This window comes from Achromobacter sp. ACM03 (assembly GCF_014851665.1).
GTDB classification, from domain to species: Bacteria; Pseudomonadota; Gammaproteobacteria; order Burkholderiales; family Burkholderiaceae_B; genus Achromobacter; species Achromobacter aegrifaciens.
On record NZ_JACVAD010000001.1, the window covers coordinates 1,678,246 to 1,703,297 of the forward strand.

General features: G+C 68.2%; 27 protein-coding genes. 15 read left to right on the forward strand and 12 right to left on the reverse strand.

Annotation, left to right across the window (positions count from 1 at the left end):
• Positions 1-14 precede the first annotated feature (14 nt).
• Positions 15-1,481, reverse strand: a complete 1,467-nt coding sequence (gene hpaE / locus IB257_RS07685) for a 5-carboxymethyl-2-hydroxymuconate semialdehyde dehydrogenase (protein WP_175163550.1) — start codon at positions 1,479-1,481, stop codon at positions 15-17.
• Positions 1,482-1,682: 201 nt separating this feature from the next.
• Here hpaE and IB257_RS07690 point away from each other — a divergent pair, with 201 nt between their 5' ends.
• From IB257_RS07690 to hpaI, 4 genes are read left to right on the forward strand one after another with little or no spacing between them, the layout of a single operon-like run.
• Entirely contained in the window at positions 1,683-2,723 is a 1,041-nt protein-coding gene (locus IB257_RS07690; protein WP_192352306.1) for a fumarylacetoacetate hydrolase family protein, read from the forward strand.
• Positions 2,724-2,738: 15 nt separating this feature from the next.
• A complete protein-coding gene (locus IB257_RS07695; protein WP_054452424.1) occupies positions 2,739-3,488 on the forward strand; it encodes a fumarylacetoacetate hydrolase family protein in 750 nt (249 codons plus the stop codon).
• A gap of 33 nt (positions 3,489-3,521) precedes the next feature.
• On the forward strand, positions 3,522-4,325 hold the full coding sequence (hpaH, locus tag IB257_RS07700) for a 2-oxo-hept-4-ene-1,7-dioate hydratase (RefSeq protein WP_175213720.1): 804 nt from the start codon (positions 3,522-3,524) through the stop codon (positions 4,323-4,325).
• Between the two features lie 14 nt (positions 4,326-4,339).
• A complete protein-coding gene (gene hpaI / locus IB257_RS07705; protein WP_054452428.1) occupies positions 4,340-5,140 on the forward strand; it encodes a 4-hydroxy-2-oxoheptanedioate aldolase in 801 nt (266 codons plus the stop codon).
• Here hpaI and IB257_RS07710 read toward each other — a convergent pair.
• From IB257_RS07710 to IB257_RS07720, 3 genes are all read right to left on the reverse strand, one after another.
• On the reverse strand, positions 5,134-5,910 hold the full coding sequence (locus IB257_RS07710; RefSeq protein WP_192492110.1) for an alpha/beta fold hydrolase: 777 nt from the start codon (positions 5,908-5,910) through the stop codon (positions 5,134-5,136). The genes hpaI and IB257_RS07710 overlap by 7 nt on opposite strands.
• 10 nt (positions 5,911-5,920) lie before the next feature.
• Complete coding sequence (locus IB257_RS07715) at positions 5,921-6,898, reverse strand: tripartite tricarboxylate transporter substrate binding protein (RefSeq protein ID WP_192352304.1); 978 nt, start codon at positions 6,896-6,898, stop codon at positions 5,921-5,923.
• 72 nt (positions 6,899-6,970) lie between these two features.
• On the reverse strand, positions 6,971-7,864 hold the full coding sequence (locus tag IB257_RS07720) for an MBL fold metallo-hydrolase (RefSeq protein WP_013394808.1): 894 nt from the start codon (positions 7,862-7,864) through the stop codon (positions 6,971-6,973).
• A 110-nt stretch (positions 7,865-7,974) separates the two neighbouring features.
• Here IB257_RS07720 and IB257_RS07725 point away from each other — a divergent pair, with 110 nt between their 5' ends.
• Positions 7,975-8,928: a LysR substrate-binding domain-containing protein gene (locus IB257_RS07725; protein WP_054452434.1), complete on the forward strand. Its 954-nt coding sequence runs from the start codon at positions 7,975-7,977 to the stop codon at positions 8,926-8,928.
• A 21-nt stretch (positions 8,929-8,949) separates the two neighbouring features.
• On the opposite strand, the gene IB257_RS07730 is transcribed toward IB257_RS07725, so the two are convergent.
• On the reverse strand, positions 8,950-9,330 hold the full coding sequence (locus IB257_RS07730; protein ID WP_054452436.1) for a tautomerase family protein: 381 nt from the start codon (positions 9,328-9,330) through the stop codon (positions 8,950-8,952).
• 81 nt (positions 9,331-9,411) lie between these two features.
• Here IB257_RS07730 and IB257_RS07735 point away from each other — a divergent pair, with 81 nt between their 5' ends.
• Complete coding sequence (locus tag IB257_RS07735) at positions 9,412-10,269, forward strand: LysR substrate-binding domain-containing protein (RefSeq protein WP_054452438.1); 858 nt, start codon at positions 9,412-9,414, stop codon at positions 10,267-10,269.
• A gap of 17 nt (positions 10,270-10,286) precedes the next feature.
• On the opposite strand, the gene IB257_RS07740 is transcribed toward IB257_RS07735, so the two are convergent.
• Together IB257_RS07740 and alr are read right to left on the reverse strand one after the other, a co-directional pair.
• Complete coding sequence (locus IB257_RS07740; protein ID WP_042794220.1) at positions 10,287-11,006, reverse strand: SDR family oxidoreductase; 720 nt, start codon at positions 11,004-11,006, stop codon at positions 10,287-10,289.
• Positions 11,007-11,160: 154 nt separating this feature from the next.
• Positions 11,161-12,288: an alanine racemase gene (gene alr / locus IB257_RS07745; RefSeq protein WP_054452440.1), complete on the reverse strand. Its 1,128-nt coding sequence runs from the start codon at positions 12,286-12,288 to the stop codon at positions 11,161-11,163.
• Between the two features lie 129 nt (positions 12,289-12,417).
• On the opposite strand from alr, the gene hpnC reads away from it, so the two are divergent.
• The 3 genes from hpnC to hpnE are packed head-to-tail and all read left to right on the forward strand — an operon-like array spanning position 12,418 to position 15,432.
• Complete coding sequence (gene hpnC, locus IB257_RS07750) at positions 12,418-13,248, forward strand: squalene synthase HpnC (RefSeq protein WP_054452442.1); 831 nt, start codon at positions 12,418-12,420, stop codon at positions 13,246-13,248.
• Position 13,249: 1 nt separating this feature from the next.
• A complete protein-coding gene (hpnD, locus tag IB257_RS07755) occupies positions 13,250-14,113 on the forward strand; it encodes a presqualene diphosphate synthase HpnD (protein ID WP_054452444.1) in 864 nt (287 codons plus the stop codon).
• Positions 14,110-15,432, forward strand: a complete 1,323-nt coding sequence (gene hpnE, locus IB257_RS07760) for a hydroxysqualene dehydroxylase HpnE (RefSeq protein WP_192328601.1) — start codon at positions 14,110-14,112, stop codon at positions 15,430-15,432. The genes hpnD and hpnE overlap by 4 nt, the downstream gene beginning before the upstream one ends.
• A gap of 16 nt (positions 15,433-15,448) precedes the next feature.
• Here hpnE and crcB read toward each other — a convergent pair whose 3' ends face one another.
• A complete protein-coding gene (crcB, locus tag IB257_RS07765) occupies positions 15,449-15,841 on the reverse strand; it encodes a fluoride efflux transporter CrcB (protein ID WP_054452448.1) in 393 nt (130 codons plus the stop codon).
• A gap of 6 nt (positions 15,842-15,847) precedes the next feature.
• Complete coding sequence (locus tag IB257_RS07770; RefSeq protein ID WP_192492111.1) at positions 15,848-16,402, reverse strand: HdeD family acid-resistance protein; 555 nt, start codon at positions 16,400-16,402, stop codon at positions 15,848-15,850.
• 187 nt (positions 16,403-16,589) lie between these two features.
• Here IB257_RS07770 and IB257_RS07775 point away from each other — a divergent pair, with 187 nt between their 5' ends.
• From IB257_RS07775 to IB257_RS07795, 5 genes are read left to right on the forward strand one after another with little or no spacing between them, the layout of a single operon-like run.
• Positions 16,590-17,216 carry a PepSY-associated TM helix domain-containing protein gene (locus tag IB257_RS07775; protein WP_054452454.1) on the forward strand — a complete coding sequence of 209 codons (627 nt, stop codon included), beginning with the start codon at positions 16,590-16,592 and terminating at the stop codon, positions 17,214-17,216.
• A gap of 28 nt (positions 17,217-17,244) precedes the next feature.
• Positions 17,245-17,760: a DUF2271 domain-containing protein gene (locus IB257_RS07780; protein ID WP_054452457.1), complete on the forward strand. Its 516-nt coding sequence runs from the start codon at positions 17,245-17,247 to the stop codon at positions 17,758-17,760.
• A 20-nt stretch (positions 17,761-17,780) separates the two neighbouring features.
• Complete coding sequence (locus tag IB257_RS07785; protein ID WP_054452460.1) at positions 17,781-18,581, forward strand: DUF4198 domain-containing protein; 801 nt, start codon at positions 17,781-17,783, stop codon at positions 18,579-18,581.
• A gap of 14 nt (positions 18,582-18,595) precedes the next feature.
• Positions 18,596-19,621 carry an FAD:protein FMN transferase gene (locus IB257_RS07790; RefSeq protein ID WP_175181448.1) on the forward strand — a complete coding sequence of 342 codons (1,026 nt, stop codon included), beginning with the start codon at positions 18,596-18,598 and terminating at the stop codon, positions 19,619-19,621.
• Positions 19,622-19,625: 4 nt separating this feature from the next.
• A complete protein-coding gene (locus IB257_RS07795) occupies positions 19,626-20,996 on the forward strand; it encodes a sulfite reductase subunit alpha (RefSeq protein ID WP_119449288.1) in 1,371 nt (456 codons plus the stop codon).
• A gap of 7 nt (positions 20,997-21,003) precedes the next feature.
• Here the strand turns inward: IB257_RS07795 and IB257_RS07800 are convergent, their stop codons facing one another.
• Both IB257_RS07800 and IB257_RS07805 read right to left on the reverse strand, forming a co-directional pair.
• Entirely contained in the window at positions 21,004-21,963 is a 960-nt protein-coding gene (locus tag IB257_RS07800; RefSeq protein WP_054452466.1) for a tripartite tricarboxylate transporter substrate binding protein BugE, read from the reverse strand.
• A 32-nt stretch (positions 21,964-21,995) separates the two neighbouring features.
• The gene (locus tag IB257_RS07805; RefSeq protein ID WP_175164169.1) at positions 21,996-23,480 is read right to left on the reverse strand and encodes an amidohydrolase family protein; all 1,485 of its coding nucleotides are present in this window, start codon (positions 23,478-23,480) and stop codon (positions 21,996-21,998) included.
• Positions 23,481-23,606: 126 nt separating this feature from the next.
• Here IB257_RS07805 and IB257_RS07810 point away from each other — a divergent pair, with 126 nt between their 5' ends.
• Positions 23,607-24,572, forward strand: a complete 966-nt coding sequence (locus tag IB257_RS07810; protein WP_054452471.1) for a LysR family transcriptional regulator — start codon at positions 23,607-23,609, stop codon at positions 24,570-24,572.
• Positions 24,573-24,590: 18 nt separating this feature from the next.
• Here the strand turns inward: IB257_RS07810 and IB257_RS07815 are convergent, their stop codons facing one another.
• The gene (locus tag IB257_RS07815) at positions 24,591-25,034 is read right to left on the reverse strand and encodes an SRPBCC family protein (RefSeq protein ID WP_054452474.1); all 444 of its coding nucleotides are present in this window, start codon (positions 25,032-25,034) and stop codon (positions 24,591-24,593) included.
• Positions 25,035-25,052 lie beyond the last annotated feature (18 nt).

The window sequence follows — 25,052 nt, forward strand, 5'->3', positions numbered from 1 at the left end:
GGTCGGGGCCGGATTCAGACGCCCCATCTGGGGATGTGGTGGCTGCCCATGGACACGCACACGTTCTTGATCTCGGCAAAGACCTCGTAACTGTATTCGCCGCCTTCGCGTCCCGTGCCCGATTCCTTGGTGCCGCCGAAGGGCTGGCGCAGGTCGCGCACATTCTGGCTGTTGATGAATACCATGCCCGCCTCGATGCCGCGGGCCAGTCGGTGCGCCCGCCCAATGTCGCGGGTCCAGATGTAGGACGCGAGACCGTACTTCACGTCATTGGCCAGCGCCAGGCCCTCGGCCTCGTCCTTGAACGGAAGCAGGCAGGCGACCGGTCCGAAGATCTCTTCCTGCGCGCAACGCATGCGGTTGTCGACATCCGCCAGCACCGTCGGGCTGACAAAATTGCCGCCCGCCAGATGGGCCGGCAAGCCTGCGGGCCGGTCCGCGCCGCCCGCGAGTATGCGCGCGCCTTCCTGCTCGGCCAGGCGGATGTAGCCCGTGACCTTTTCCCAGTGCTGACGCGTGATCATCGCGCCCACGTGGGTATTGTCATCGGTGGGGTCGCCCACGGCCAGGCGCTGCGCGCGTTCGGCAAACCTGCGCACGAAATCGTCGTAGATGGATTGCTGGATGAAGATGCGCGAACCCGCGGTGCAGCGTTCGCCGTTGAGCGAAAAGATGGTGAAGAGCGCCGCGTCCAGCGCGCGCTCCACGTCCGCGTCGTCGAAGATCAGCACGGGCGACTTGCCGCCCAGTTCCATCGAATACTTCTTGACGCCGCCAGCGCTGGCCAGGATCTTCTTGCCGGTCACGGTGCCGCCGGTGAACGAGATTGCGCGCACGCCGGGATGCCGCACCAGCGCATCGCCAGCGGTGGCGCCGTAGCCCTGCACCACGTTCAGCACGCCGGCCGGAATGCCGGCCTCCAGCGCCAGCATCCCGAGCTGGTCCGCCGTCAGCGGCGAAAGCTCGGACATCTTCAGCACCGCCGTATTGCCCAGCGCCAGGCAAGGCGCCGTCTTCCAGGTGGCGGTCATGAACGGCACGTTCCAGGGCGACACCAGCGCGCACACGCCCACCGGCTGGTACAGCGTGTAGTTCAGCATCTGGTCGTCCACCGGATAGGTGTGGCCGTTCATGCGCGTGCAGACCTCGGCGAAGAAATTGAAATTCTCCGAGGCGCGCGGGATCAGCTGCTTGCGGGTCTGCGAGATCGGCAGCCCGGTGTCGCGGGTTTCCAGTTCGGCCAGCTGCGGCACGTTCTGGTCTATCAGTTCGCCCAGCCTGCGCATCAGGCGGGCGCGTTCCTTGGCGGGCGTGTTGGCCCATTTGGGGAAGGCCTCGGCGGCTGCCGCGACGGCCGCGTCGATCTCGGCCTGCCCGCCCGCGGCCACCTCGGCGATGGGTTCGCCCGTGGCCGGGTTGCTGGTGATGAAGCGGTCGCGGCTGTCGACCTGCTTGCCGTTGATCCAGTGCTTGATGCTCACGCGCGGCTCCTCGTCCTGTCCGCGCCGGACCGTCCGGCGCAAATTTAATTAACAAGTTAACGTTATGCTTGCCGGAACACGCTGTCAACGTCGGGAAACCCCCAGGCGGAACAGGCCCCGGCAACCCTATGGCCGATTGTTGCCATCGCAGTTTTTCATTAAACTAGTTAACATGATAATTACATCATGCGGAGCAAGGCCATGCCCCATATCTGGATCGAATACTCAGGCAATCTGGCCCTGGATACGCAGGCGCTGATGCGGACCGTGCAGGACGCCGCCGTGGGCGACGGCAGCCTGTTCCCGCTGGCCGGCGCGCGCACCCGCGCGCTGCGCGTGGATGACTGCCTGATCGTCGATGGCCATCCCGACAACGCCTTCGTCCACGTGGTGCTGCGCATCGGCCACGGCCGCAATGCCGAACAGAAAGCCGCTCTGGGCGAGCGGGTGTTCCAGGCGCTGACCGCCGCGCTCGCGCCGCAGATGGCGGCGCGCCCGCTCGGCATCTCGATGCAGATCGAGGAAGCCGACCCGGTGCTGAACTACAAGCTCAACAACTACCGCGAACACCTGGCCGCGCGCGCAGCCGCGGCCGCGACGCCGTGGCCGCGGACCGTGGTGGGCGCGGCGCTGAACACGCGCCAGGCGCTGGCCGCGCTGGGCGAGGCCGTGGACGCGCCCCCCTACAAGGCCGCGCCCAAGGCGCCCGTGCTCTACATCAAGCCGGCCAATACCTATGCCCGCAATGGCGACGTGATCGCCCTGCCCGCCGACGTGGACGAGGTCGAAGTGGGCGCCTGCCTGGGCGTGGTGTTCGCCCGCCGTGCGACCCGCGTGAGCGAAGCCGAGGCGCTGGACTATGTGGCGGGGTACCGCGTGGTGGCGGACCTGTCCGTGCCGCACGCCAGCTACTTCCGCCCCGCGCTCAAGCAGAAATGCCGCGACGGCTTCTGCCCCATCGGCCAGGATCTCGCCCCCGTGGCCGCGGTCGGCGACGTGGATGCCCTGGACATCGAAGTGCGCATCGACGGCCAGGTGGCGCAGCGCGCCAGCACCGCCGACCTGATCCGTCCCGTAGCGCGGCTGATCGCCGACGTGACCCAGTTCATGACGCTGGAAGCGGGCGACATCCTGCTGGCCGGCACGCCCCACGGCGCGCCGCGCGCGCGCGCCGGACAGCGCTACGAGATCAGCATTTCCCGGGTTGGCACGCTGGGCAATGCGCTGGCCGCCGCCCGATAAGCCCAGGAGCCCGCCATGAAACATGCCCGTATTTCCCTGGACGGCGTCATCCATGCCGCCACCGAAGCCGGCCCCGGCCAGGTCCGCCTGGCCGACGGACGCGTGTATGCCGAAGACGCGGTGCAATGGCTGCCGCCCTTCGAGCCGCGCACCACCTTCACGCTGGCCATCAACTATGCCGACCACGCCAAGGAACTGGCGTTCAAGGCCCCGGACGAGCCGCTGGGCTTCCTCAAGGCCGCCAACACCTTTGTCGGGCACCGCGCCCAGACCTTGCGCCCCGCCGACGTCGCCTTCATGCACTACGAATGCGAACTGGCGGTGGTGATAGGCAAGACCGCCAGCAAGGTCAGCCGCGCCCAGGCCTATGACTGCGTGGCCGGCTACACCGTGGCCAACGACTATGCGCTGCGCGACTACCTGGAAAACTGGTACCGCCCCAATCTGCGCGTGAAAAGCCGCGACACCTGCACACCGCTAGGCCCCTGGCTGGTGGACCGCGACGACGTGCCCGACCCCATGAACCTCAACCTGCGCACCACCGTCAACGGCGTGGAGACGCAGCGCGGCAATACCCGCGACATGGTGTTCGACGTGCCCGCGCTGATCGAGTACTTCAGCAGCTTCATGACGCTCTCGCCCGGCGACCTGATCCTGACCGGCACGCCCGACGGCATCGTCAACGTGCAGCCCGGCGACGAAGTCGTGACCGAGATCGAAGGCGTGGGACGGCTGGTCAACACGCTCGTCCCCTTCCCCAATTGATTCCACTCCAACTCCATGACACCTGGAACTCCGATGCTAGATAAAGATACCGTGCGCGCCATCGCCGCGCGCCTGCACGAAGCCGAACGCACCCGCCAGCAGATCCGCCAGATTTCGCTCGAGTACCCAGACATCACCATTGCCGACGCCTATGCCATCCAGCGCGCCTGGATGGACATCAAGCTGGCCGAAGGCCGCATCAAGCGCGGCCACAAGATCGGCCTGACCTCGCGCGCCATGCAACAGGCCTCGCAGATCGACGAACCCGACTTCGGCATGCTGCTGGACGACATGTTCTTCAATGACGGCGCGGACATACCCGCGGGCCGCTTCATCCTGCCGCGGCTGGAAGTCGAACTCGCCTTCGTGCTGGGCAAGCGCCTGCAAGGCCCCGACGTCACGCTGTTCCAGGTCTATGACGCGGTCGACTACGTGGTCCCGGCGCTGGAGATCATCGACGCGCGCTCGCACAGCATCGACCCCGACAGCAAGCGCCCGCGCAAGGTGTTCGACACCATCGCCGACAACGCCGCCAACGCCGGCGTGGTGATGGGCGGACGGCCGGTGAAGATCGGCGAGCTGGACCTGCGCTGGATCGGCGCCATCCTGTCGCGCAACGCCGTGATCGAGGAAACCGGCGTGGCCGCGGGCGTCTTGAACCATCCCGCCAATGGCGTAGTATGGCTGGCGAACAAGCTGGCCGCCCACGACGTGGCGCTGGAAGCGGGAGAGATCATCCTGTCGGGCTCCTTCACCCGGCCGGTGCTGGCCCGCCCTGGCGATACCTTCAACGTCGATTACGGCGTGCTGGGTTCCGTCAACTGCCATTTCATCTGACCACGCCACCATCCATGGACATACTGACCAACACCTTCAAGCAGGCCCTGCGCAGCGGCAAGCCCCAGATCGGCCTGTGGGCGGGCCTGGCCAGCGCCTACTCCACCGAAATCATCGCCGGCGCGGGCTTCGACTGGCTGCTGATCGACGGCGAGCACGCGCCCAACACCTTGCAGACCACGCTGCAACAGCTGCAATCCATGGCCGCCTATCCGGTCGCTCCGGTGGTGCGGCCGGCCTGGAACGACGCGGTGCAGATCAAGCAGATCCTGGACACCGGCGCGCAGACGCTGCTGGTGCCCATGGTGCAATCCGCGGAAGAAGCCGCGGCCGCCGTGGCCGCGGTGCGCTATCCGCCGCAAGGCGTGCGCGGCGTGGGCAGCGCGCTGGCCCGTTCGTCGCGCTGGAACCGCATCCCCGACTACCTGCGCCGCGCCAATGACGAAATGTGCGTTCTGGTGCAGATCGAAACGCCGCGCGGCGTGGACGCGCTGGAAGAGATCCTCGCGGTGGACGGCGTGGACGGTGCCTTCATCGGCCCGGCCGACCTCTCGGCCAGCATGGGCTACCTGGGCCAGCCGGAGCATCCGGAAGTGGTCAAGGCGATCGACGACGCCATCCTGCGCATCGTGCGCAGCGGCAAGGCCGCCGGCATCCTGCATAGCGGCGTGGACCGCGCCAAGCACTATCTGTCGCTGGGCGCGACCTTCGTCGCCGTGGGCGTGGACGCAACCCTGCTGGCGCGCGCGGCCGAACAGCTGGCGGGCCAATTCAAGAACGCGGCCGCCCCCGTGGCGGCCAAGGGTCCCTACTGACCCGCAGGCCGGGGCGCACCGTCCCGGCCCGCCAGGAACTCGCGCACGGCGGTATTGAACAATAGCGGGCGCTCCAGGTGCGCGGCATGCCCGCAGTCCGGCAGCACGCACAGGCTGCCGTGGGTCAAGGCGGCGCGCAAGGCCAGCGCCGAGGGCAGCGGATGGCTGCGTTCAAGTTCGCCCGATATGACCAGCACCGGCGCGCGCACCACCGCCAGCGCCTGCGTGTAGTCCACGCCCGCAACCGCCGCGATCATCGAGGCCGCGCCGGCTGCGCTCATGGACATGCCGTCTTCCAGGCAGCCCGCGTAGGCCGGCGCCTGCTCCCCCTGCCGGAACCAGGCGCCCAGCACGCGCCTGGCGGTGGCCCGCGGGCCGTCCGCGCGCAGGCGCGCCAAGGTCTGGTCCATGGGCTCAAAGCGCGCGGCGCCATCTACCCTCAAGCCCGCGCCGTACAGCACGGCACGGCCGACGCGCCCCGGAACCGCGCACAGCAGCTGCTGCGCAACGAAGCCGCTGAACGAATGCCCCAATACGTCGAAGCTGGCGATGCCCAGTTCATCCGCCAGCGCGACGAGCGCGTCCGCGTAGGCCGGCAAACCCTGCAAGGGAGCCGCTTGCGCGCCGCGTCCGAAGCCCGGCCAATCCACGGCGATCACGTCATGCTCCTCGGCCAGCGCGCCCAACAGGCCGCTCCAGATCGCGGACGATGAACAGAAACCATGCAGCAGGAACAGCGGGCGGCCTGAACCGCGGCGCGTGTACTTCATGTCCCGCTCCTCAGTTGTCCAGCACCACGCCGGATTCACGCACCACCGCCTGCCATTGCGGCGCTTCGCTGCGCCAGGCCGAGGCGAACGACGCGGGCGTATCCTGTCCCGGTACGAAGCCGCCCGCCAGGAACGCCTGGCGCACCTCCGGCAAGGCCAGCACCTCGTGCAAGACGTCGGCAAAGCGCGCCACGCGCTCGGGCGGCGTGCCCTTGGGCGCGGCAAAGCCCCACCAGTTGCCCTGCACCACGTCCGGCATGCCAGCCTCGGCCGCGGTCGGCACGTCGGGCAGGCCGGCAAAGCGCTCGGGAGCCGCCACCGCCAAGGCCCGCACCTTGCCCTGCGGCATGTAGGCCGCGGCGATGCTGTAGCCGCCGATGTACATCTGGATCTCGTTGGCCAGCAAGGCCTGCACCCCCGGCGAGGAACCGCGGTAGGCGATGTGCGTCATGCCCGCACCCATGGCATGCGACAGGCGGTAGCCGGAAAGATGCGGCGTAGTGCCCATGCCCGGCGATCCGTAGTTCAGTTTGCCGGCCTGCGCGCGCGCATACTGCGCGAACTGCGCGTAGTCCTGCGCCGGCACTTGCGCGCTGACGTAGACGAAGGCCGGCACGTCCGCCAGCTTGCCCACCGGCTCCAGGTCGGCCAGCGGATCGAAGCCCAGCTTGCGGTACAGGAACTGGTTGATGACGAAGTTGTTGGTCGCGCCCAGCACCAGCGTGTAGCCGTCGGGCTTGGCGCGCGCCACCTCCAGCGCGCCGATGTTGCCGCCGGCGCCCGTCTTGTAATCGACGACGAGAGGCTGGCCCAGACGCTTTTCCAGCAAGGGCTGGATCTGGCGCATGGCCACGTCGCCCGCCGCGCCCGGCGCGTACGGCAGGACGACGCGGATGGGATGATCGGGATACTGCGCCCGGGCGGCCAGCGGCGATGCCGCCAGGCCCCAGGCAAGCAAAACGGATACGGCGCAAGTCCGGTACGTCATGGTGTTCTCCCTGGCCGGCGGGCCATGCCCGCGCGCGCCGGCCCGGCGGCCGGCAGGTTTTCCTCGCGGATGCTACAGGTCGATGCGCATCAGGTCATGGGCCAGCCGCAGCGGGCCCGAATAGTTCTTGCGGATGTCGGCCACGATCTCGTCCATCAAGTGCGGTCCCATCAGTTCCACCGGCAGATGCTTGGCCGCGGCGCGCTTGATCACCGGACTGGTCGAATCGAAATGGCCGAAGTGCGTCGCCACCAGGCTCTTGACGCCCGCGCGGCTGGCGATGATGCCAAGGTCCGTGGGGCTGGTGTGCGCATAGGTGCCCACGCCGGTCTTGGCGCGGTGCGCGATGAATGATTCTGGAAAGGTGCATTCATGGATCAACAGGTCTGCGTCCTGCGCCAGGCGCACCATGGCTTCACAGGGCGCGGTGTCGCCGCTGAACGCGATGACCTTGCCTTCGGCCTCCACCCGCACGCCGAAGCATTCGCAGACGTCGCGCGGAATGTGCTCCACCCAATCGACCGAAATGCGCACCCTGCCGTCGTCGAACACCGGCCCGGGGCTGACTTCCCGCACCTCGGGCCGCATGGCTTCCAGATTGGCCTGGCGTACCGGATAGGCGCTGCGCGCCTGGTAGTCGGTGTGGTAGGCGCCGTTCTCGAACAGGTGATCGACGAAATGGCGGGTGCCCTTCGGCCCCAGCACCAGCGGCGCGCCGGTCTTGTTCAGCATCCAGCTGGAGATGACGAAGTAGGGATAGTCGCAGATGTGGTCGTGGTGCAGGTGCGTCAGGAACACGAAGCCGACCTTGGCCGGATCGACGTTGGCGCGCACCATCTGGCGCGTGGCGCCCTCGCCGCAGTCAAACAGGTAGTGGGTATCGTCATCCAGGGTCAGCAGGATGGCGGACTGGCCCCGGTCGGGATCGGGCAGCGCGGCTCCGGTTCCCAGCATCGTGATCTTCATGTTTTCCCCTTTTGCACAGGTCGGTTGAACTGCGATCCAGTATAGGGATGGGGTGCATACAATCTAATCAATTATTAGAATGCTGTGATAACCAACAGGAATTGCAAAAAATGCCTGCCACGCCCCGCATTCCCGAACTGCACCACATTGGCGGACGCCTGCGCATGCGCCACCTGGACCTGCTGCGCGCCCTCTATGCCCTGGGCAGCGTGCACAAGGCTGCGGCCGAGCTCGGCATGACGCAGCCCGCGGCCAGCAAGCAGCTGCTGGAACTGGAAGACATGTTCGGCGTGCCGCTGTTCCAGCGCACGCGCCGCGGCATCGTGCCCACGGGCTTCGGCCATGCGCTGGCGCGCAAGGCGGATGTGCTCTGGTCCGACCTGTCCGGCGCGCGCAACGAGATCGCCGCGCTGGCCGCCGGCGCCAGCGGCCGCATCCGCGTCGGCGTGCAGCAGGTGGCCCTGCCCGTGCTGGTGCCGCGCGCCCTGCAGCGCCTGCGCGCCGACCATGCCGGCGTCACCGTCATGCTGCAGGAAGGCGCGCACGACGCGCTGCTGGCCGGCCTGGCGCGCGGCGAACTCGATTGCGTACTGGGCCGCCTGATGCTGGACGCGACACAGCCCGTGTTCCGTACCGAGGTCCTGTACGAAGAGCCCATCTGCGTGGTGGCGCGCGTCGGCCATCCGCTGGCCAAGTCCACCCGCATCACCGCCGCTGCGCTGGCGCGGCAGGACTGGATCCTGCCGCCGCCCCAGGCGCCACTGCGCCAGCGCATCGACTCCTACTTCGCCGAACAGGGACTGACGCTGCGCGCGCCCATGGCCGAATCGGTATCGCTGCTGGCCAACGAGGTGCTGTTGCGCAGCAGCGACCTGCTTTCGGCCATGCCGCGCGCGGTGGCGCAGCACTATGCCGCGCTGGGCGTGCTGGCCATCCTGAGATTCCGCCCCGACTGGAACCTGCCGCCGGTAGGCGTGGTGCAGCGCGCGCAGGTTGAAGCGGCGCCGGCGCTGCAGCGCTTTCTGGACGCGCTGCGGGTGGAAGCTGGCGCGCTGGGCGCGTAGCGCCGCAGCCGCCTCCCGGTCTCAGGCGTATTGCGCGAGACCGTAACCGAAAGACCAGTTCTCTTTCGCCACCTCCACCAGGTTCACGAACACGTCCTCGGGCCGCAGGCCGGGATCTTCGCCCAGGCGCTGCGCGATCCGCTGGAACAGCGCCTTCTTCTGTTCCAGGCTGCGCGTGTTGTTCGCCGTGATCTGGATGTAGACGAGGTCGTCGCTGCGCGCCACGTCCATGTAGGTCGGGCTATAGCGGAAGTTCGACGCCTCATGCTCGGTCATGGTCATGAATTGGTCGTCTTCGGGAACATTGAACGTTTCGCGCATGGCCAGATAGATATTGTCGAAGATGGCCTGGCGATAGGCTTGCGGCTTGCCAGCGCGCAATGAGACATGGACTAGCGGCATGGTGGTTCTCCGTTGTTGTGCCATTTCATGTTAGCCATTCTGATAAGCTATGGCTCTATATTTCAATGATAAGCATTTGAAATGACTGAACGCCCACTGGATATCGCCGCGGTCAGGGCCTTTGTCCGCATTGCCGAACTGGGCAGCTTCACGCGCGCCGCCGAAGTCCTGCAGACGACGCAGGCCGCCATCAGCCTGAAACTCAAGCGGCTCGAGGACCGGCTCGGTTTCCGCCTGATCGAACGCACGCCGCGGTATGTGGAGCTTTCGGCCAGGGGCGCCGCCTTTCTTGGACAGGCGCGCGAACTGCTGGCGGCGCATGACCGTGCGCTGTCCGCGGCTGCCGAGGACAGGCAGCGCCTTGCCGTCGGCATCAGCGAACACGTGGCGGGACCGGAACTGCCGGCGCTGATCGCGCGCATGAACGCGGCGGATCCCCAGTTGCTGATCGAAATCCGGATTGCCTCATCCGGCGATTTGCTCCAGAGCTACGACCGGCGCGAACTCGATACGGTGATCGTGCGCCTGCATGCGGGACGCGATGACGGCCAGGTCCTGACCAAGGAAAAATTCGGTTGGTACGCGGCGCCCGACTGGCAGCACCGGGCAGGCGAACCGCTGCCCCTGGCCACCATGGCGCAACCTTGCGGCGTGCGCGCCATCGCCGAACAACTGCTCGACGAATCGGGCATACCGTGGACGGAAGTTTTTGTGGGCGGCGGCGTAATGGCGGTCGCGTCCGCCGTGATGGCGGGACTCGGCGTTGCGGCGCTGTCTCCGCGCATGCTGCCCTTCGGCGCGGTCGACGCGGGCCCGAGGATGGGACTGCCTGCCCTGCCGCAACTGCCGGTCTTACTGCACACCAGGGTCAGGGATGGCCGCGCGCGCGATGCGCTGACGGCCCTGGGCGCGGCGTTCCGCAGCGCAGTGAAAGGCTGAAAACAAGCCTGAAAACGTCAGGAACGGCCGCCCAGGCTGCCGCCGCCATCCACGCCCAGCACCTGGCCGGTGATGAAGCCGGCGTCGTCCGACAGCAGGAATGCAATCGCGGCCGCCACTTCGGCGGGCGTGCCCAAACGCTTCATGGGCACGGAGGCCAGCGCGCGCTTTTCGGCGTCGCTGCCGGCAGGCCGCGTGGCGCGGAACATCTCGGTTTCGATCGGGCCGGGGGCCACCGCGTTGGCGGTGACGCCGTATTCGGCCAGTTCCAGCGCCCAGGTGCGCGTGCAGCCGACCAGCGCGCTCTTGGCGGCCGAATAGGCGGTGCGCTCCAGGCCGCCGTGGATGGCGCGGCTGACCACGTTGACGATGCGCCCAGCGCGGCGCACCTTCATGGATTCGATGAAGGCCTGGGTGACTTGCACCGCCACCCGCACGTTCAGGTCGAGCACGTTGTACAGCGTGGCCAGATCGATCTCGCCCAGCGGCTGGGGCGAGACGATGCCGACGTTGTTGACCACGGCGTCGACCGGGAATTTCTCGCGGATCTCGCGCAGCACCTCTTCGGTGCGGCCGGCGTCCGCCAGGTCACAGGCATAGAGGTAGCCCGGGAAGTCCACGTCGGTGGTGTTGCGCGCGATGCCCACCACATGACAGCCCATGTCGGACAGCCGCTGAGTAAGCGCCCAGCCTATGCCTTTGGTGGCGCCCGTGACGAGCACGCATTTGTCCTTCATGGGTTGAAACCTCGCTTCTGTTTTCTTGGTAAAAAACGGGCGCTTGGGCGCCCGGTCTTCCAAGTAGACACCATCCGGCGCCACCTGTCTTGTAAATTGCGTAGCAATTCTTGCCTGCCGGACAGCCTGCCCGGCCGCAAGGGACCGGCCCTTTTCAGACGTCCCGGGTGACCGGAACGCGCGGCGCCAGGGCGCACAGCAGCTCGTAGCCGATGGTCCCGGCGGCCAGGGCCACCTCGTCCACGGAGGGGCCTTCCTCGCCCCAGAGCGACACGGGGGAGCCGACGCCGGCGGCGGGGACGGGCCCCAGATCGACGATCAGCATGTCCATGGAAACACGGCCCACCAATTGGGTGCGGATGCCGGCCACCACCACCGGCGTGCCGGTGGTGGCGTGACGCGGATAGCCGTCGGCATAGCCGCAGGCCACGATGCCGATGCGCATGGAGCGGTCGGCGCGGAAGATGGCGCCATAGCCCACCGAATCGCCGGCTTTCAAATCCTGCACGGCAATGATTTCCGATCGCAGCGACATGGCCGGTTTCAGACCGAAGGAAGATGCTTCGGCGTCCGCGAACGGCGACGCGCCATACAGGCAGATGCCCGGGCGCACCCAGTGCGCCTGGGTTTCCGAGGCAACCGCGATCTCCGCGAAGCGCAGCGTGGCAGCCGAATTGCAGACGCTGATGGCGCCCGGCATCTTATGCGTCACCGAATTGAATACCGCCAGTTGCTCGTTCACGCCCTGGGGGCCGTCGGCGCAGGCGAAATGGGTCATCTTGCCCACCGAGCCCAGCACGCCCTGCTGTTGCAGCAGCATGGCGCGCTCATGCGCCGCGGCGTAGGCGGCGGGGCTGAAGCCCAGGCGGTTCATGCCGCTGTTCAGTTTGAGCATGATGTCGACGCGGCGCGAGAAGCGCGCGCGGGCCAGCATGTCCAGTTGCTCGCGGTTGTGCACCGTGGTGCTCAGGTGGTAGCGGTCGACGATGTCCAGGTCGGAGGGTTCGAAAAAGCCTTCCAGCAGCAGGATGGGGCCGCCCCAGCCCGCCTCGCGGCAGCGCACCGCTTCGTCCAGATCCAGCATCGCCAGGCCTTGGGCCTTGGAGAAGCCGGCCACGGCCTGCTCGATGCCGTGTCCATAGGCATTGGCCTTGATCACTGCCCAGATCGAGGGCGGCAGGCCGGAAGCCGCGGCGGCCGTCTGGTCCAGGTGGCGGCGCACGGCCGCAAGATTGTGCGCAAGCGCGGAAACGGAGACGGTGGCGGATATGGGACGCGGCATGGTGTGGGATCCTGTGGCGCTTAAGTCTAACTGATCCGCGTCCCGCACGGCATGGCGCCGTGCCGCCGGAATGCGACTACTCTAAAATGGATCGGTCCAGGCCTCCAGGCCAGATCCGCAATTCCAAATATGCCCATCGATCACTACGAGAACTTTCCCGTCGCCTCGCTGCTGCTGCCGCGCAGGCTGCGCGGCGCCGTGACCGATATCTACCGTTTCGCCCGCGCAGCGGACGATATCGCCGACGAAGGCAGCGCCACCGATGCGGAACGGCTGAGCCAGCTGGCCGCGTTCCGCGCCGAGCTGCACCGCATCGGCGCTGAACCAGGCGCCACGCCCGAACCCGGCTCGCCCGAACTGGCCGGCATCTTCGTGCCGCTCGCGGCCACCATCGCGCGCCACCAGTTGCCCATCACGCCGTTCTACGACCTTTTGTCCGCCTTCGAACAGGACATCAGCGTCAAGCGCTACGAAGACTACGCCACGCTGGCGGACTACTGCACCCGCTCCGCCAACCCTGTGGGCAGGCTGATGCTGCACCTGTTCGAAGCCACCAATCCGCATAACGTGACCGAGGCCGACGCCATCTGCACCGGCCTGCAGCTGGTGAATTTCTGGCAGGATGTACGGGTGGACTGGCACAAGCAGCGCGTCTACCTGCCGCAGGAAGACCTGCGTCGCCACGGCGTGACGGACGAGGACCTGGCCGCCTGCCGGTTGACGCCCGCCTGGCGCGACCTGATGGCCTTCGAAGTCGAACGCGCCCGCGCACTGCTACACTTCGGCGCTCCGCTAGCGCGCCGCCTGCCGGGCCGCATGGGCCTGGAGCTGCGTCTGGTGGTGCAAGGCGGGCTGCGCGTGCTGGAGCGTATCGAGGCGGGCGGCTACGATGTATTCATGAATCGCCCCGAATTGGGCGCCAAAGATTGGGCCATCATGTTGTGGCGCGCAATTACCTGATATGACCCCTGACGAATATTGCCAGGAGAAAGCCGCCAAGAGCGGTTCCAGCTTCTACTACTCGTTCCTCTTCCTGCCGCCCGAGCGGCGGCGCGCCATCACGGCGCTGTATGCGTATTGCCGCGAAGTGGATGACGTGGTCGACGAATGCACCGACCCGTCGCTGGCCCGCGTCAAGCTGGCCTGGTGGCGCACGCAGGTCGACCAGATGTACAACGGCAATCCGGACCACCCGGTGACGCGCGCGCTGCAGCCGCACCTGCAAAGCTGTTCGATCACGCGCGAACGCCTGCTGGCCGTCATCGACGGCATGGAAATGGACCTGGACCAGACCCGTTACCTGGACTGGCCGGGCCTGCGCAAATACTGCTGGCACGCCGCCGGCGTGGTGGGCGAACTGTCGGCCGGCGTCTTCGGCTACTCCGACCCCAAGACCCTGGTCTACGCGGAAAAGCTGGGCCTGGCGTTCCAGATGACCAACATCATCCGCGACGTGGGCGACGACGCCCGGCGCGGCCGCATCTACCTGCCGGTCAACGACATGCAGCAATTCGAGGTCAAGGCCTCGGACATCCTGAACGGCGAGTACTCCGACCGCTTCAGCGCGCTGATGAAGTTCCAGGCCGAGCGCGCCCGCGGACTGTACCGCGAGGCCATGAGCAACCTGCCCGAGGCGGACCGCCGCGCGCAGCGCCCGGGCCTGATGATGGCGGCCATCTACCACGCGCTGCTCGACGAGATCGAGCGCGACAACTGGCAGGTGCTGCATCAGCGCATCTCGCTCACCCCTTTGCGCAAGCTGTGGCTCGCCTGGAAGACCTGGGTGGGCGGCGGACGCGGACTGGTCCGCCGGTTGGCGCGGTGAAGGCCGCGGTCATCGGCGCTGGCTGGGCTGGCCTGGCAGCCAGCGTCGCCCTGCGCGAAGCCGGCGCCAAAGTCACCGTCTTCGAAGCCGGCCATACGCCGGGCGGCCGCGCCCGGCGCGTCTTCCACACCGATTTCGACGCGCCGCTGGACAACGGCCAGCACCTGCTGTCGGGCGCCTACAAGCACACGCTGGCGCTGATGCGCCGCGTCGGCCGCAACCCGGACGCCTTGCTGATGCGCCGGCCGCTGCAGCTGGCCAGCCTGGACGGCCGCTTCCGCCTGGCCGCGCCGCGGCTGCCGGCCCCATTGCACATGGCGGCGGCGATCCTGCGCGCGCGCGGCCTGGCCTGGAAGGACCGCCTGGCGACGCTGCGCCTGATGCGCGGCCTGAAGACCATGGCCTGGACGCCGCCGCGCGAATGGACCGTCCTGCACCTGCTGCACTACCACGCGCAATCGGATGCACTGATCCGCCAGGTCTGGGAACCGCTATGCCTGGCCGCGCTGAACACGCCAACCGCCACGGCCAGCGCCGCGCTGTTCGCGCGCGTGCTGCGCGACAGCCTGACCGGCAGCCGCGAAAACAGCGACATGCTGCTGCCCTGCACCGACCTGTCCGCGCTCTGGCCCGACGCCGCCGCGCGCCAGGTGACCATGCGCTACGGCAGCACCGTGCGCCAGCTCCGCCCGTCCGCTGAAGGCATCGACATCAACCAGGAACGGTTCGACGCGGCCGTGCTGGCGGTGCCGCCCGCCTTTGCCGCGCGGCTGCTCGACGCCCCGCTGCGGGAAGCGGGCGCCACCGGGCTGCTGGATGCGCTCAAGGCATTCGAGTACATGCCCATCGCCACGCTGAACCTGCGGCTGCAGGATCCCTGGCGCCTGCCCGAACCCATGATGATGCTGCGCGAGGAATCCGCCCGCGACCACTACGGCCAATGGCTGTTCGACCGCGCGCAGCTGGCCGGCGACACCAAGGCCGGCGAACTGGCCGTGGTGACCAGCGCGGCCACCGGCATCGCGGAACGCAACCGCCGGCAGGTCATCGAAGCGCTGATCGACCAGGTGGCCGAACAGGCGGCGCGCCATCCCGCGCGCCTGCCGGCCATGCCGGAAGTGACGGCCGCGGAACTGTTCATCGAGAAACGCGCCACCTTCGCGGCGGTGCCGGGCCTGACCCGGCCATTGAATTCCACGCCCTGGCCCACGCTGGCGCTGGCCGGCGACTGGACCGACACGGGCTACCCTGGCGTGCTCGAAGGCGCGGTGCGCAGCGGCCTGCAGGCCGCCCGCGTGCTGAATCCGGCAGCAGCCTGAACGCCGCCCGCAGGTCTTAGCGCAGCAGGCTGGCGGTGGCCAGCCCGGCCGCCGTCAGCAGCAGCGACCCGATCAGGCTGAACCCGGCATAGCCCAGCGCGCTGGCGTAGGCGCCGCGCTCCAGCATCGCCACCGTCTCGGCCGAAAAGGTCGAGAACGTGGTCAAGCCTCCCATGAAACCCGTGATCGCGCCCAACCGCACCCAGGCCGGCCATTCGGGATGCCCGGCCACCAGCGCCAGGACCAATCCGACCAGGTACCCGCCGGCCAGGTTCACCGCGAAGGTGCCCCAGGGCCAGGACTCCACGTTGAGCCACATGCTGACCAGCCAGCGGGTCCAGGCGCCGAACATGGCGCCCAGGCCCACGGCCAGGAAATTCAGGGGAATCAGGGTTTGGTATGCGGACATCGGATTTCAGGACGCCTTGTGCTGTTTGAGGCGGAAGGAAAAGACCAGCAGCAGTATGCCGAAAAACACGGCGTAGGCGCCGATGACCCAGACCAGCGCCAGCGCGCCCGCGCCCGGCTGCATGATCAGCATGCCGCCGAACAGGATGGACACCAGGCCCGAGAGGCCGAGCAACCACTCATTGCGGATGTCCTTGCGGAAACGGATGGCGGCGACAACCTGGAATATGCCGGACACCAGCGCCCAGATCGCAATGATGTAGAGCAGGACGAGCGCGGTCAGGCCTGGATAGAGGAAGGTGACGATGCCGGCCGCGATCCCCAGCAGGCCCACGATGATAAGCGCCCACAAAGGTTTGCCGTTGTCGCGGATGCGCACGCCGGCGACCAGGGCCAGCAAGCCGTCCACCAGCGCGAAAGCGCCCCACACCAGCACCAGCGCGGACAAGGTGATGGCAGGCATGAGCAAGGCCATGAGCCCGAACAGGATGGCGACGACGCCGCGCAACGCCACCCAACCCCAATGACGACCGATCTGATCCACGACTTGCTGTTCAAGCATGACGACCTCCGGTGTTTGTAACGGGTGGCCTATCTTATCGCCGCTGGCAGGCAGGCGCCACGACGCGCCCTTTTCTGCCGACGCTTGCCCCGAAACCAATTGAAATTTCCTTGGGCGGACCACGGAGGCATTTATAAGAGTCATTCTCATTAAATGTTAGAATCCGCGGGCTTTCACCCTATACCCCATGGACAGTCAACCCACTCCCCGCCGCCGGGCCTATTGGCTCAAGACGCTGCACCAATGGCATTGGATCAGCTCGGCGCTGTGCCTGCTGGGCATGCTGTTGTTCGCGGTGACGGGCCTGACCCTGAACAATGCCTCGCATATCGAGTCCCGGGCGGTCGTGACCAGCCGCGAGGCCCGCATGCCGGACGCCGTGCTGCAGCAACTGTCCCCCCCGCCAGCCCAAAAAAAGGCGCCGCTGCCCGCGCCCGTCGCGCAATGGCTGGACCAGACGCTGGATGCCTCCGCCGCCGGCAAACCGGCCGAGTGGTCGGCCGACGAGGTCTACCTGTCGCTGCCGCGCGCTGGCGGCGACGCCTGGCTGTCCATCGACCTGGCCAGCGGCGACGTGGAATACGAACGCACCGACCGCGGCTGGATCTCGTACCTGAACGACCTGCACAAGGGGCGCAACACCGGCCTGGCCTGGAGCTGGTTCCTGGACATCTTCGCCGTCGCCTGTCTGGTCTTTTCGCTGACCGGACTGGTGCTGCTCAAGATGCACGCCGGCAACCGCAGCGCGACCTGGCCCATGGTCGGCCTGGGCGTGGTGATCCCGGTGGTGCTGGCCCTGCTTTTCATACATTGATTCCAACGATCCGCCCCTGGAGATTTCCATGCGCAAGCTGTTGCTGTCGGCCCTGCTGGCCGGCCTGATCGCCCGAACGGCCCAAGCGGCCGACATCGGCCTGTCCATCGAGATCCCGCGCCTGGACGTGGCGGAGTACCACCGCCCCTACGTCGCGATCTGGATCGAAAACCCGGATCAGAGCGTCGCGAGCGACCTGGCCGTCTGGTACGACGTGGCCAAGAAGAACAACGAAGGCACGGAATGGCTCAAGGACATGCGCCAATGGTGGCGCCGCAGCGGCCGCAACCAGCAGTTCCCGGTGGACGGCGTCAGCGGCGCGACCAAGCCCGTGGGCAAGCATGCGCTGAGCTTTGACGCGGCCAGCAAGCCGCTGTCGGGCCTGAAGCCCGGCCAGTACGCCGTGGTGGTCGAAGCCGCACGCGAAGTCGGCGGCCGCGAGCTGCTGCGCATTCCCTTCCAATGGCCGCCGCAAAAAGCCGAGCAATTGACCGCGCGCGGCGAACACGAACTGGGCGCCATCGCGCTCGACCTGAAACCTTGAGATCCCCTAGGAGCGCAACGATGAAATCCGCCGCCAAACTGGCCGCCGCCCTGGCGCTGTGCCTGCCCTTCGCCTCCCAGGCGCATGACGTCTGGATGGTGCCGTCCTCGACGGTGCTGTCGGGCACCGACAGCTGGGTCACCGTCGACGCCGCCGTCGGCAACGACAAGTTCTATTTCAACCACGCCCCGCTGCGCCTGGACGGCCTGGCCGTGACTGCCCCGGACGGCAGCGCCGCCGAAGCCGAGAACATCAACAAGGGCAAGCTGCGCAGCACCTTCGACCTGCAACTGAAGCAGGCCGGTACCTACCGCGTGGCCGTGGTCAACGACGGCGTGTTCGCGCGCTGGAAGGAAGACGGCAAGAACAAGCGCTACTTCGGCAAGCCCGAAGGCCTGGCGCAGGCCGTGCCGGCCAAGGCCGATGAACTGGAAGTCTCGCAAAGCCTGGGCCGCGTCGAAACCTTCGTGACCGCCGGCAAGCCTTCGGCCGTCAAGCCGGTCGGCCGCGGCCTGGAACTGGCGCCCGTGACCCACCCGAACGACCTGTTCACCGACGAGCCCGCCACCTTCCAGATGCTGCTGGACGGCAAGCCCGCCGCCGAACTGGAAGTCAACGTGGTGCCCGGCGGCAGCCGCTATCGCGACAAGGTCGGCGAAATCCAGCTGAAGACGGACAAGGACGGCAAGTTCTCCGTGAAGTGGCCGCAGCCCGGCCTGTACTGGATCGAGGCCGGCATGGAAGACGCCAAGGTCAGCGTGCCGCAAGCCAAGAAGCGCCGCCTGTCCTACGCGGGCACGGTCGAAGTGCTGCAGCCCTAAGCCGCCGCAGGCGCATGGCCAACTCTCCTTCCTACGCCCAGCGCGGCGCGCCGGCCGCGGCCGTGCGCGTCGCCTATGGCGCCATGCCGGCAATGCCGGCGGCGCCCGCGGCGTTGGCCGGCGCCACCATGGGCACCACCTGGTCGGCGCGCATGGCGCTGCCGGCCGGACGCACGGAAGCCGCGGCGCGCCATGCCATCCAGGCGGCACTGGACGAAGTGGTCGCCCAGATGAGCACCTGGGAAGCGGATTCCGACATCACGCGCTACAACCAGGCCGCGGCCGGCTGGCAGGAATTGCCCGCGGAATTCTTCCATGTGCTGAGCCACGCGCTGGCGCTGGCCGGGGACTCCGGCGGCGCGTATGACCCCACGGTAGGACCGCTGGTGAACGCCTGGGGATTCGGACCGCACCAGCGCGCCTTCGAGCCGCCCGCGCCTGCCGCCATCGAGGCGGCGCGCGCGCGCTGCGGCTGGCGCCGCGTGCGGCTCGACACCGAACGCCACGCCGCGCTGCAGCCGGGCGGCGCCTATCTGGATCTTTCCTCCATCGCCAAGGGTTACGGCGTGGACCGCGCCGCGATGGCGCTCGATGCCCTGGGCATCACCCAATACCTGGTCGAAGTGGGCGGCGAATTGCGCGCGCGCGGCAAACGGCCCGACGGCCAGCCCTGGCGCGTCGCGATCGAAGTGCCGGACGCGAGCGACGACCATGCGCTGGCCCTGCCGCTATCCGACCGCAGCATCGCCACCTCGGGCGATTACCGCCGCCACGCGGGCAACGGCGACGAGCGCTACGCCCACACCATCGATCCGCGCACCGGACTGCCGGTGCGCAACAATCTGGCCTCGGTCACCGTGCTGCATTCCGGATGCATGCAGGCCGACGCGCTCGCCACCGCCCTGACCGTGCTGGGCGAAGACGAGGGCCTGGCCTATGCGCGCCGCCACGATCTGGCGGCCTTGTTCATCCTGCGCGAGCGCGACGCGTGGCGCGTCGTCGCCACGCCCGCATTCCAGGCGCTTGCCGCCATAGCCTGACGACATGCCAGCAACCCGGTTGATCGCGGCAGCATGCGTGGTGGGCGCCTGGCTGCTTCTGTGCGTCTGGGCCCGCCGCCGCGCCAAGCGCCATCAGGCGCAGCAGGAGCAGGCCTTGCAAGCCCTGCAGGCGCCCGTCCCTGAAGACACGTTGCTGGTCGCCTATGCCACGCAGACCGGCTATGCCGAATCGCTGGCGGCGCAGACCGCCGAATCCCTGCGCGCGGGCGGCCTCGCCGTGCGCGTGGCCTCGCTGGAACAGCTGGATGCCAAGCGTCTTGCGGCGTATCGCCGCATGCTGTTCGTGGTCAGCACCTATGGCGAAGGCGATCCGCCCGACGCCGCCGCGGCCTTCGCCGAACAGATGCAGCAGACGGTCCCGGCGCTGGCCGGCGCGCATTACGCGGTGCTGGCGCTGGGCGACAGCGAATACGCCCAGTTCTGCGGCTTCGGCCATCGCCTGGACGACTGGCTGCACGCGCAGGGCGCGACGCCGCTGTTCGACCTGGTGGAAGTCGACAACGGCGACCCCGCCGCCCTGCGCCATTGGCAACACCACCTGGGCCTGCTGGCCGGACGCAGCGACCTGCCCGACTGGCAGGCGCCGGTGTACGAATCCTGGCGCCTGGCCGCGCGCGAGCAGCTCAATCCACATAGCCAGGGCGGCCCCTGCTACCTGCTGACGCTGACGCCGCCAGCCGATGGCGTGCGCGGCTGGCAGGCCGGCGACATCGCCGAGATCGGCCCGCGGCGCGAAGCCGGCGGCCCCTTGCTCGCGCATCGCGAATACTCGATCGCATCGCTGCCGGAAGACGGTTCGATCCAGTTGCTGGTGCGCCAGATGCGCGGCGCCGATGGCGCGCTGGGCCTGGGCAGCGGCTGGCTCACCCACATCGCCCAGCCCGGCGACGCGATCGACCTGCGCGTGCGCGTCAACCGCAATTTCCACGCCCCTGCCGACGACCGTCCGCTGCTGCTGGTGGGCAACGGCACCGGCCTGGCCGGCCTGCGCGCGCTGATCAAGGCGCGCCGCGCCGCGGGCCGCCGTCGCAACTGGCTGGTGTTCGGCGAACGCAATGCGGCGCATGACTGGTTCTGCCGGGAAGAGATCGACGCCTGGCGCGCCGACGGCACGCTGGAACGCGTGGACGCGGTGTTCTCGCGCGATCAGGCCGACCGCCGCTACGTGCAGCACCATCTGCGCGATGAGGCCCAGGCCGTGCGCGCCTGGGCCGATGCCGGCGCCGCGATCTACGTCTGCGGCAGCCTGCAAGGCATGGCCGGCGGCGTGGACGCCGCCCTGCAGGACATACTGGGCGCCGCGCGCCTGCAGGCCATGCAGCGCGACGGCCGCTACCGCCGCGACGTGTACTGAGCTGCGTTTACTGCAGCTTGATATCGGCCTTCTCGATCACTGTCTTCCAGCGGTCGCGCTCGGCGCGGATCTGCTGGCCGAACTCGGCCGGAGTATTGCCCAGCGGGAACGCGCCCGTCTCTTCCATCTTGGCCGCGGTCGCCGGATCGCGCACGGCGCGGGCGAAGGCGTCGGCCAGCTTGTCGCGCACGTCGTCAGGCATGCCGGCAGGTCCCACCACGCCGTACCAGGCCGTCACGTCGTAATCCTTGTAGCCCTGCTCCGCGAACGTCGGCACGTCCGGCAGACGCGGGTTGCGCTGGGCGCCGGTGATGGCCAGGGCGCGCAGGTGATTGCTCTTCAGATAGGGCAGCGACGACGGGAAATTGTCGAAGATCACCGGCACCACGCCGCCCACCGTATCGGTCAGCGCGGGCGCCGAACCGCGATAGGAAATGCTGTTCATCTTGCCGCCGATGATCTGCAGGAACCAGATCATGCCCAGGTCGTTCACGCCGCCCGCGCCGGCATTGGCATAGCCGTCCTTGTTGGGATTGGCGCGCACGTGCTCGACGAACTCGGCCAGCGTCTTGGCTGGAAACTGCGGATTCACGCTGAGGATGTTGGGGCTGGTGACCAGGTTGCTGACGGGCGTGAAATCCTTCACCGGATCGTAAGCCAGCTTGGGGAACAGGTGCGGCGCGGTGCCGTGCGTGCTGACGGTGGCCAGGCCCACGGTGTAGCCGTCCGGCTTGGCCCGTGCGGTGGCGGTCATGCCTATGGTGCCGGACGCGCCCGTGCGGTTCTCCACGACGATCTGCTGGCCCAGGATCTCGCCCGCCTTGGCGGCCGCAAGCCGGCCCACGATATCGGTCGGGCCGCCCGCCGGGAACGGCACGATCAGCGTGATGGGATGGTCGGGAAAAGCCGCGTGGGCGGCGGGCAGCATGGCGGCCAGCGCCAGGGCTACGCAAGTCTTGCGCATCATGGGTATGTCTCCTGTACGGATGGTTGGAATTCTTATGTGGCCGCGCCGGCGGCGGCTTGCGCCATTGCTTCACGGCGCAGGATCTTGCCGGGGCGGGCCATCCCGGGGCGGGCCATGCCGGCTTCGGCCGGGAAGACCTGCTGGCCGTTGACCAGCACGTGCTCCACGCCCGCGGAAGCCAGCGTCGGCGCCTCCCAGGTGGCGCGGTCCTCGACCGTGTCGGCGTCGAACACAACGATGTCGGCCCAGGCGCCCTCGCTCAGCTGGCCGCGCCCGGCCAGGCCGAACACGCGGGCCGGCAGGGAAGTCATCTTGGCGACCGCGGTCTCCAGCGTCATCAGCTCGGCCTCGCGCACGTAGCGGCCCAGCACGCGCGTAAAGCTGCCCCACAGCCGGGGATGCGGATGCGCGTCGTTGGGCAGGCCGTCCGAGCCCACCATGCAGCATTCGTGCTGGAAGATGCGCTGGACCTCGGCCTCGTCCATGGCGAAGTAGATCGCGCCCGCGGGACACAGCCGCTGCGCCGCGGTGGTCTTGTCGCAGCCCCAGCGCGCCGCAATGTCGCTGAGAAACTGGCCGCCGCATTCGGGATGGGGCGTGGACCAGGTGATGCGTATGTCCTCGATGGTCTCGGCGCGCTCTGGAATCAGGATGGTGGAGCTGCCGGGGTACGGGTAGATGTCCAGCGCCACCTCGACGCCCTCGCCACGCGCGCGGTCGATGTTGGCCAGCGTGGCGCGGCTCTTGCCCCAGTTCTGCGGCATCATGCATTTGTGGTGCGACAGCACGGTGGCGCAACCCGTGTTACGACCAACCGAGAGCACCTCGTCGACGGCCGCCTCGACCTCGTCGCCTTCGTTGCGGATATGGCTGGTATGCATGGCGCCGCGCGCCGCCGCCACCCGCGCAAGCCCCTCCAGTTCAGCGGGACGCGCCGCGCCGCCAGGCTGGTAGGCCAGGCCCGTGCTGAAGCCCACCGCGCCCGCGGCCAGGGCTTCGTCCAGCATGCGCTGCATGCTGTCCTGTTCTTCGGCCGTAGGCTGGGCCGCCGGGTCGCGCATGGCGGCCAGTCGCAGGTTGGCGTGCCCCACCAGGGCCGCCACATTGATCATGGGTTGCTGCGCGCGCAACTCGCCGAAATAGGCCTGCATGTCGGCGAACAGCGGCGTCTCCCCCAACAGGGCCAGCGCCGCGGCCGTATTGCCCGGCAAGGGCGCCGGGGCGCCGCTCACGCCGCAATTGCCCACCACCACCGAGGTGATGCCCTGGGTGGTCTTCCATTCCAGGCCGGGCCGCTCCACGAACATCAGGTCGTCGTGGCCATGCACATCGATGAAGCCGGGGGCCACGATCTTGCCGCGCGCGTCCACCCGGCGCGTGGCAGTCCTGCCCGACAGGTCGCCGATGGCGGCGATGCGCTCGCCCGCCACGCCCACGTCGGCGCGCCGACGTGGGCCGCCCAGGCCGTCGATGACCCAGCCGCCTTCAATGATCAGATCCAGAGGTTCCTGCCGCATGGTGCTCCCGCCTTGAGGGTGTCGCCGGCGGATACGCCAGGCCAGCGGACGCCGAAAGGGTCTAGTATCGTCGGCCGGATCAATCTGGGAAAATTGTTTTTATTGATCCATCTATCGCTATTTGAAATGAATCGTCTGCCCAAGCACGTCACCCTGAAGCACCTGACCGCCTTCGTCGCGGTGGCCCAGGAATCCAGCTTCACGCACGCGGCCAAGCGCCTCTTCCAGACGCAGTCGTCGGTGACCAGCCTGGTGCGGCAGCTGGAAGACGCGCTCGCCACGCAACTGTTCGCGCGCACCAGCCGGCGCGTGCTGCTGACGGCGGCCGGCGAGGAATTCCTGCCGCGCGTCATGCGGCTGCTGGCGGATTTCGATGGGGTGATAGACGACGTGCAGCGCTATGGCGCGCTGGAGCGCGGTCGGGTCGGGGTGGCGGCAGCGCCGTCTGCCATCACGCAGATCATCGCGCCCGCCGCCGCGGCGTTTTCCGCCCGCTACCCGGCGGTGCGCCTGTATCTCAGCGATGACAACTCCGGCCGCATCCAGCGCAAGGTCGCCGCGCGCGAGGTCGACTTCGGCCTGACCAGCCGCTGGGCCGACGCGCCCGGCCTGCAGTTCGACGCCCTGCTGGAAGATCGTTTCGGCGTGTTGTACCGGGAAGACGACGCCAGCCTGCGCCCCGCGCGCGACGGCACGATGCGCTGGTCGGACCTGGCCGGCCGCAAACTGGTGGGGGTGGTGGACGAGACCGGCATCATGGCGCTGTTGCGCGCCCGCGCCGACCTGCCGATAGAAGCCGGCGCGCCATTCTACGAAGCGTCCAGCACCACCTCGCAGGCGGCGCTGGTCCAGGCCGGCCTGGGCGTGGCGCTACTGCCTGCGCTGGCCGCGCAGCGGGTAATGGAGCCGGGACTGGCCTACGCATTGCTGGCGCGGCCCACTGTCGTGCGCACGGTCTGCATCATCCGGCACAAGGAATACCCCTTGAGCCCCGCCGCGCAGGCGCTGATTCGCGCCATCCACGACTACCTGCGCAGCGCGCCGCTGCCGGCCGGCTGCAAGCGCATGCCGGCCAAGGGTTTGAAAGCCTGAAAGACAGGCTCGGCGCGATCAGGCTCCGCGCAGCTTCTCATCCAGCGCCGCCAGCCCCGCCGCGAACACGTTGCGGCCCACGGCGTTGGCCACGTCGCTCAGCTCCGCGCCCTCGACGCGGAAATCCGCCCACCACTCCACCAGCGTGTGGCCGCCCTCGGTGACGGCATGCAGGGACACGCCGGCGATGTAATCGCGCATGGGCAGGTCGGTCTCGATGATGGAATAGCGCAGCGCCGTGCCCGGATCGTCCAGCATCAGCAACTGCTCGCGGACGAAACCGGAAGGCTTGAGCGACAGGTGCCGCACGCTGCCTACGGCGTCATGGCGGCCGCCCTCTTCCAGGCGGCTTTCGGCGATGCCGGGATGCCAGGCGGCCAGGCCGTTGAAGTCGCGGAAACTCGCCCAGACTTTCTGAAGCGGCGCGTGGATGATGGCGCTGACGTGTACGGTATGCGGCATGCGGACTCCTGCGGGCGC

Excerpts from the sequence above, each read along its gene's own strand:
- IB257_RS07775 (WP_054452454.1), top strand. The coding sequence starts at position 16,590 with ATGGACAGTCAACCCACTCCCCGCCGCCGGGCCTATTGGCTCAAGACG.
- IB257_RS07735 (WP_054452438.1), top strand. The coding sequence starts at position 9,412 with ATGACTGAACGCCCACTGGATATCGCCGCGGTCAGGGCCTTTGTCCGC.
- IB257_RS07815 (WP_054452474.1), bottom strand. The coding sequence starts at position 25,034 with ATGCCGCATACCGTACACGTCAGCGCCATCATCCACGCGCCGCTTCAG.
- IB257_RS07780 (WP_054452457.1), top strand. The coding sequence starts at position 17,245 with ATGCGCAAGCTGTTGCTGTCGGCCCTGCTGGCCGGCCTGATCGCCCGA.
- hpnC (WP_054452442.1), top strand. The coding sequence starts at position 12,418 with ATGCCCATCGATCACTACGAGAACTTTCCCGTCGCCTCGCTGCTGCTG.
- IB257_RS07715 (WP_192352304.1), bottom strand. The coding sequence starts at position 6,898 with ATGACGTACCGGACTTGCGCCGTATCCGTTTTGCTTGCCTGGGGCCTG.
- IB257_RS07695 (WP_054452424.1), top strand. The coding sequence starts at position 2,739 with ATGAAACATGCCCGTATTTCCCTGGACGGCGTCATCCATGCCGCCACC.
- IB257_RS07790 (WP_175181448.1), top strand. The coding sequence starts at position 18,596 with ATGGCCAACTCTCCTTCCTACGCCCAGCGCGGCGCGCCGGCCGCGGCC.
- hpaI (WP_054452428.1), top strand. The coding sequence starts at position 4,340 with ATGGACATACTGACCAACACCTTCAAGCAGGCCCTGCGCAGCGGCAAG.
- IB257_RS07785 (WP_054452460.1), top strand. The coding sequence starts at position 17,781 with ATGAAATCCGCCGCCAAACTGGCCGCCGCCCTGGCGCTGTGCCTGCCC.
- hpaH (WP_175213720.1), top strand. The coding sequence starts at position 3,522 with ATGCTAGATAAAGATACCGTGCGCGCCATCGCCGCGCGCCTGCACGAA.
- IB257_RS07800 (WP_054452466.1), bottom strand. The coding sequence starts at position 21,963 with ATGATGCGCAAGACTTGCGTAGCCCTGGCGCTGGCCGCCATGCTGCCC.
- IB257_RS07805 (WP_175164169.1), bottom strand. The coding sequence starts at position 23,480 with ATGCGGCAGGAACCTCTGGATCTGATCATTGAAGGCGGCTGGGTCATC.
- IB257_RS07740 (WP_042794220.1), bottom strand. The coding sequence starts at position 11,006 with ATGAAGGACAAATGCGTGCTCGTCACGGGCGCCACCAAAGGCATAGGC.
- crcB (WP_054452448.1), bottom strand. The coding sequence starts at position 15,841 with ATGTCCGCATACCAAACCCTGATTCCCCTGAATTTCCTGGCCGTGGGC.
- IB257_RS07720 (WP_013394808.1), bottom strand. The coding sequence starts at position 7,864 with ATGAAGATCACGATGCTGGGAACCGGAGCCGCGCTGCCCGATCCCGAC.
- IB257_RS07795 (WP_119449288.1), top strand. The coding sequence starts at position 19,626 with ATGCCAGCAACCCGGTTGATCGCGGCAGCATGCGTGGTGGGCGCCTGG.
- IB257_RS07770 (WP_192492111.1), bottom strand. The coding sequence starts at position 16,402 with ATGCTTGAACAGCAAGTCGTGGATCAGATCGGTCGTCATTGGGGTTGG.
- IB257_RS07725 (WP_054452434.1), top strand. The coding sequence starts at position 7,975 with ATGCCTGCCACGCCCCGCATTCCCGAACTGCACCACATTGGCGGACGC.
- IB257_RS07810 (WP_054452471.1), top strand. The coding sequence starts at position 23,607 with ATGAATCGTCTGCCCAAGCACGTCACCCTGAAGCACCTGACCGCCTTC.
- hpnD (WP_054452444.1), top strand. The coding sequence starts at position 13,250 with ATGACCCCTGACGAATATTGCCAGGAGAAAGCCGCCAAGAGCGGTTCC.
- IB257_RS07730 (WP_054452436.1), bottom strand. The coding sequence starts at position 9,330 with ATGCCGCTAGTCCATGTCTCATTGCGCGCTGGCAAGCCGCAAGCCTAT.
- IB257_RS07710 (WP_192492110.1), bottom strand. The coding sequence starts at position 5,910 with ATGAAGTACACGCGCCGCGGTTCAGGCCGCCCGCTGTTCCTGCTGCAT.
- IB257_RS07690 (WP_192352306.1), top strand. The coding sequence starts at position 1,683 with ATGCCCCATATCTGGATCGAATACTCAGGCAATCTGGCCCTGGATACG.
- alr (WP_054452440.1), bottom strand. The coding sequence starts at position 12,288 with ATGCCGCGTCCCATATCCGCCACCGTCTCCGTTTCCGCGCTTGCGCAC.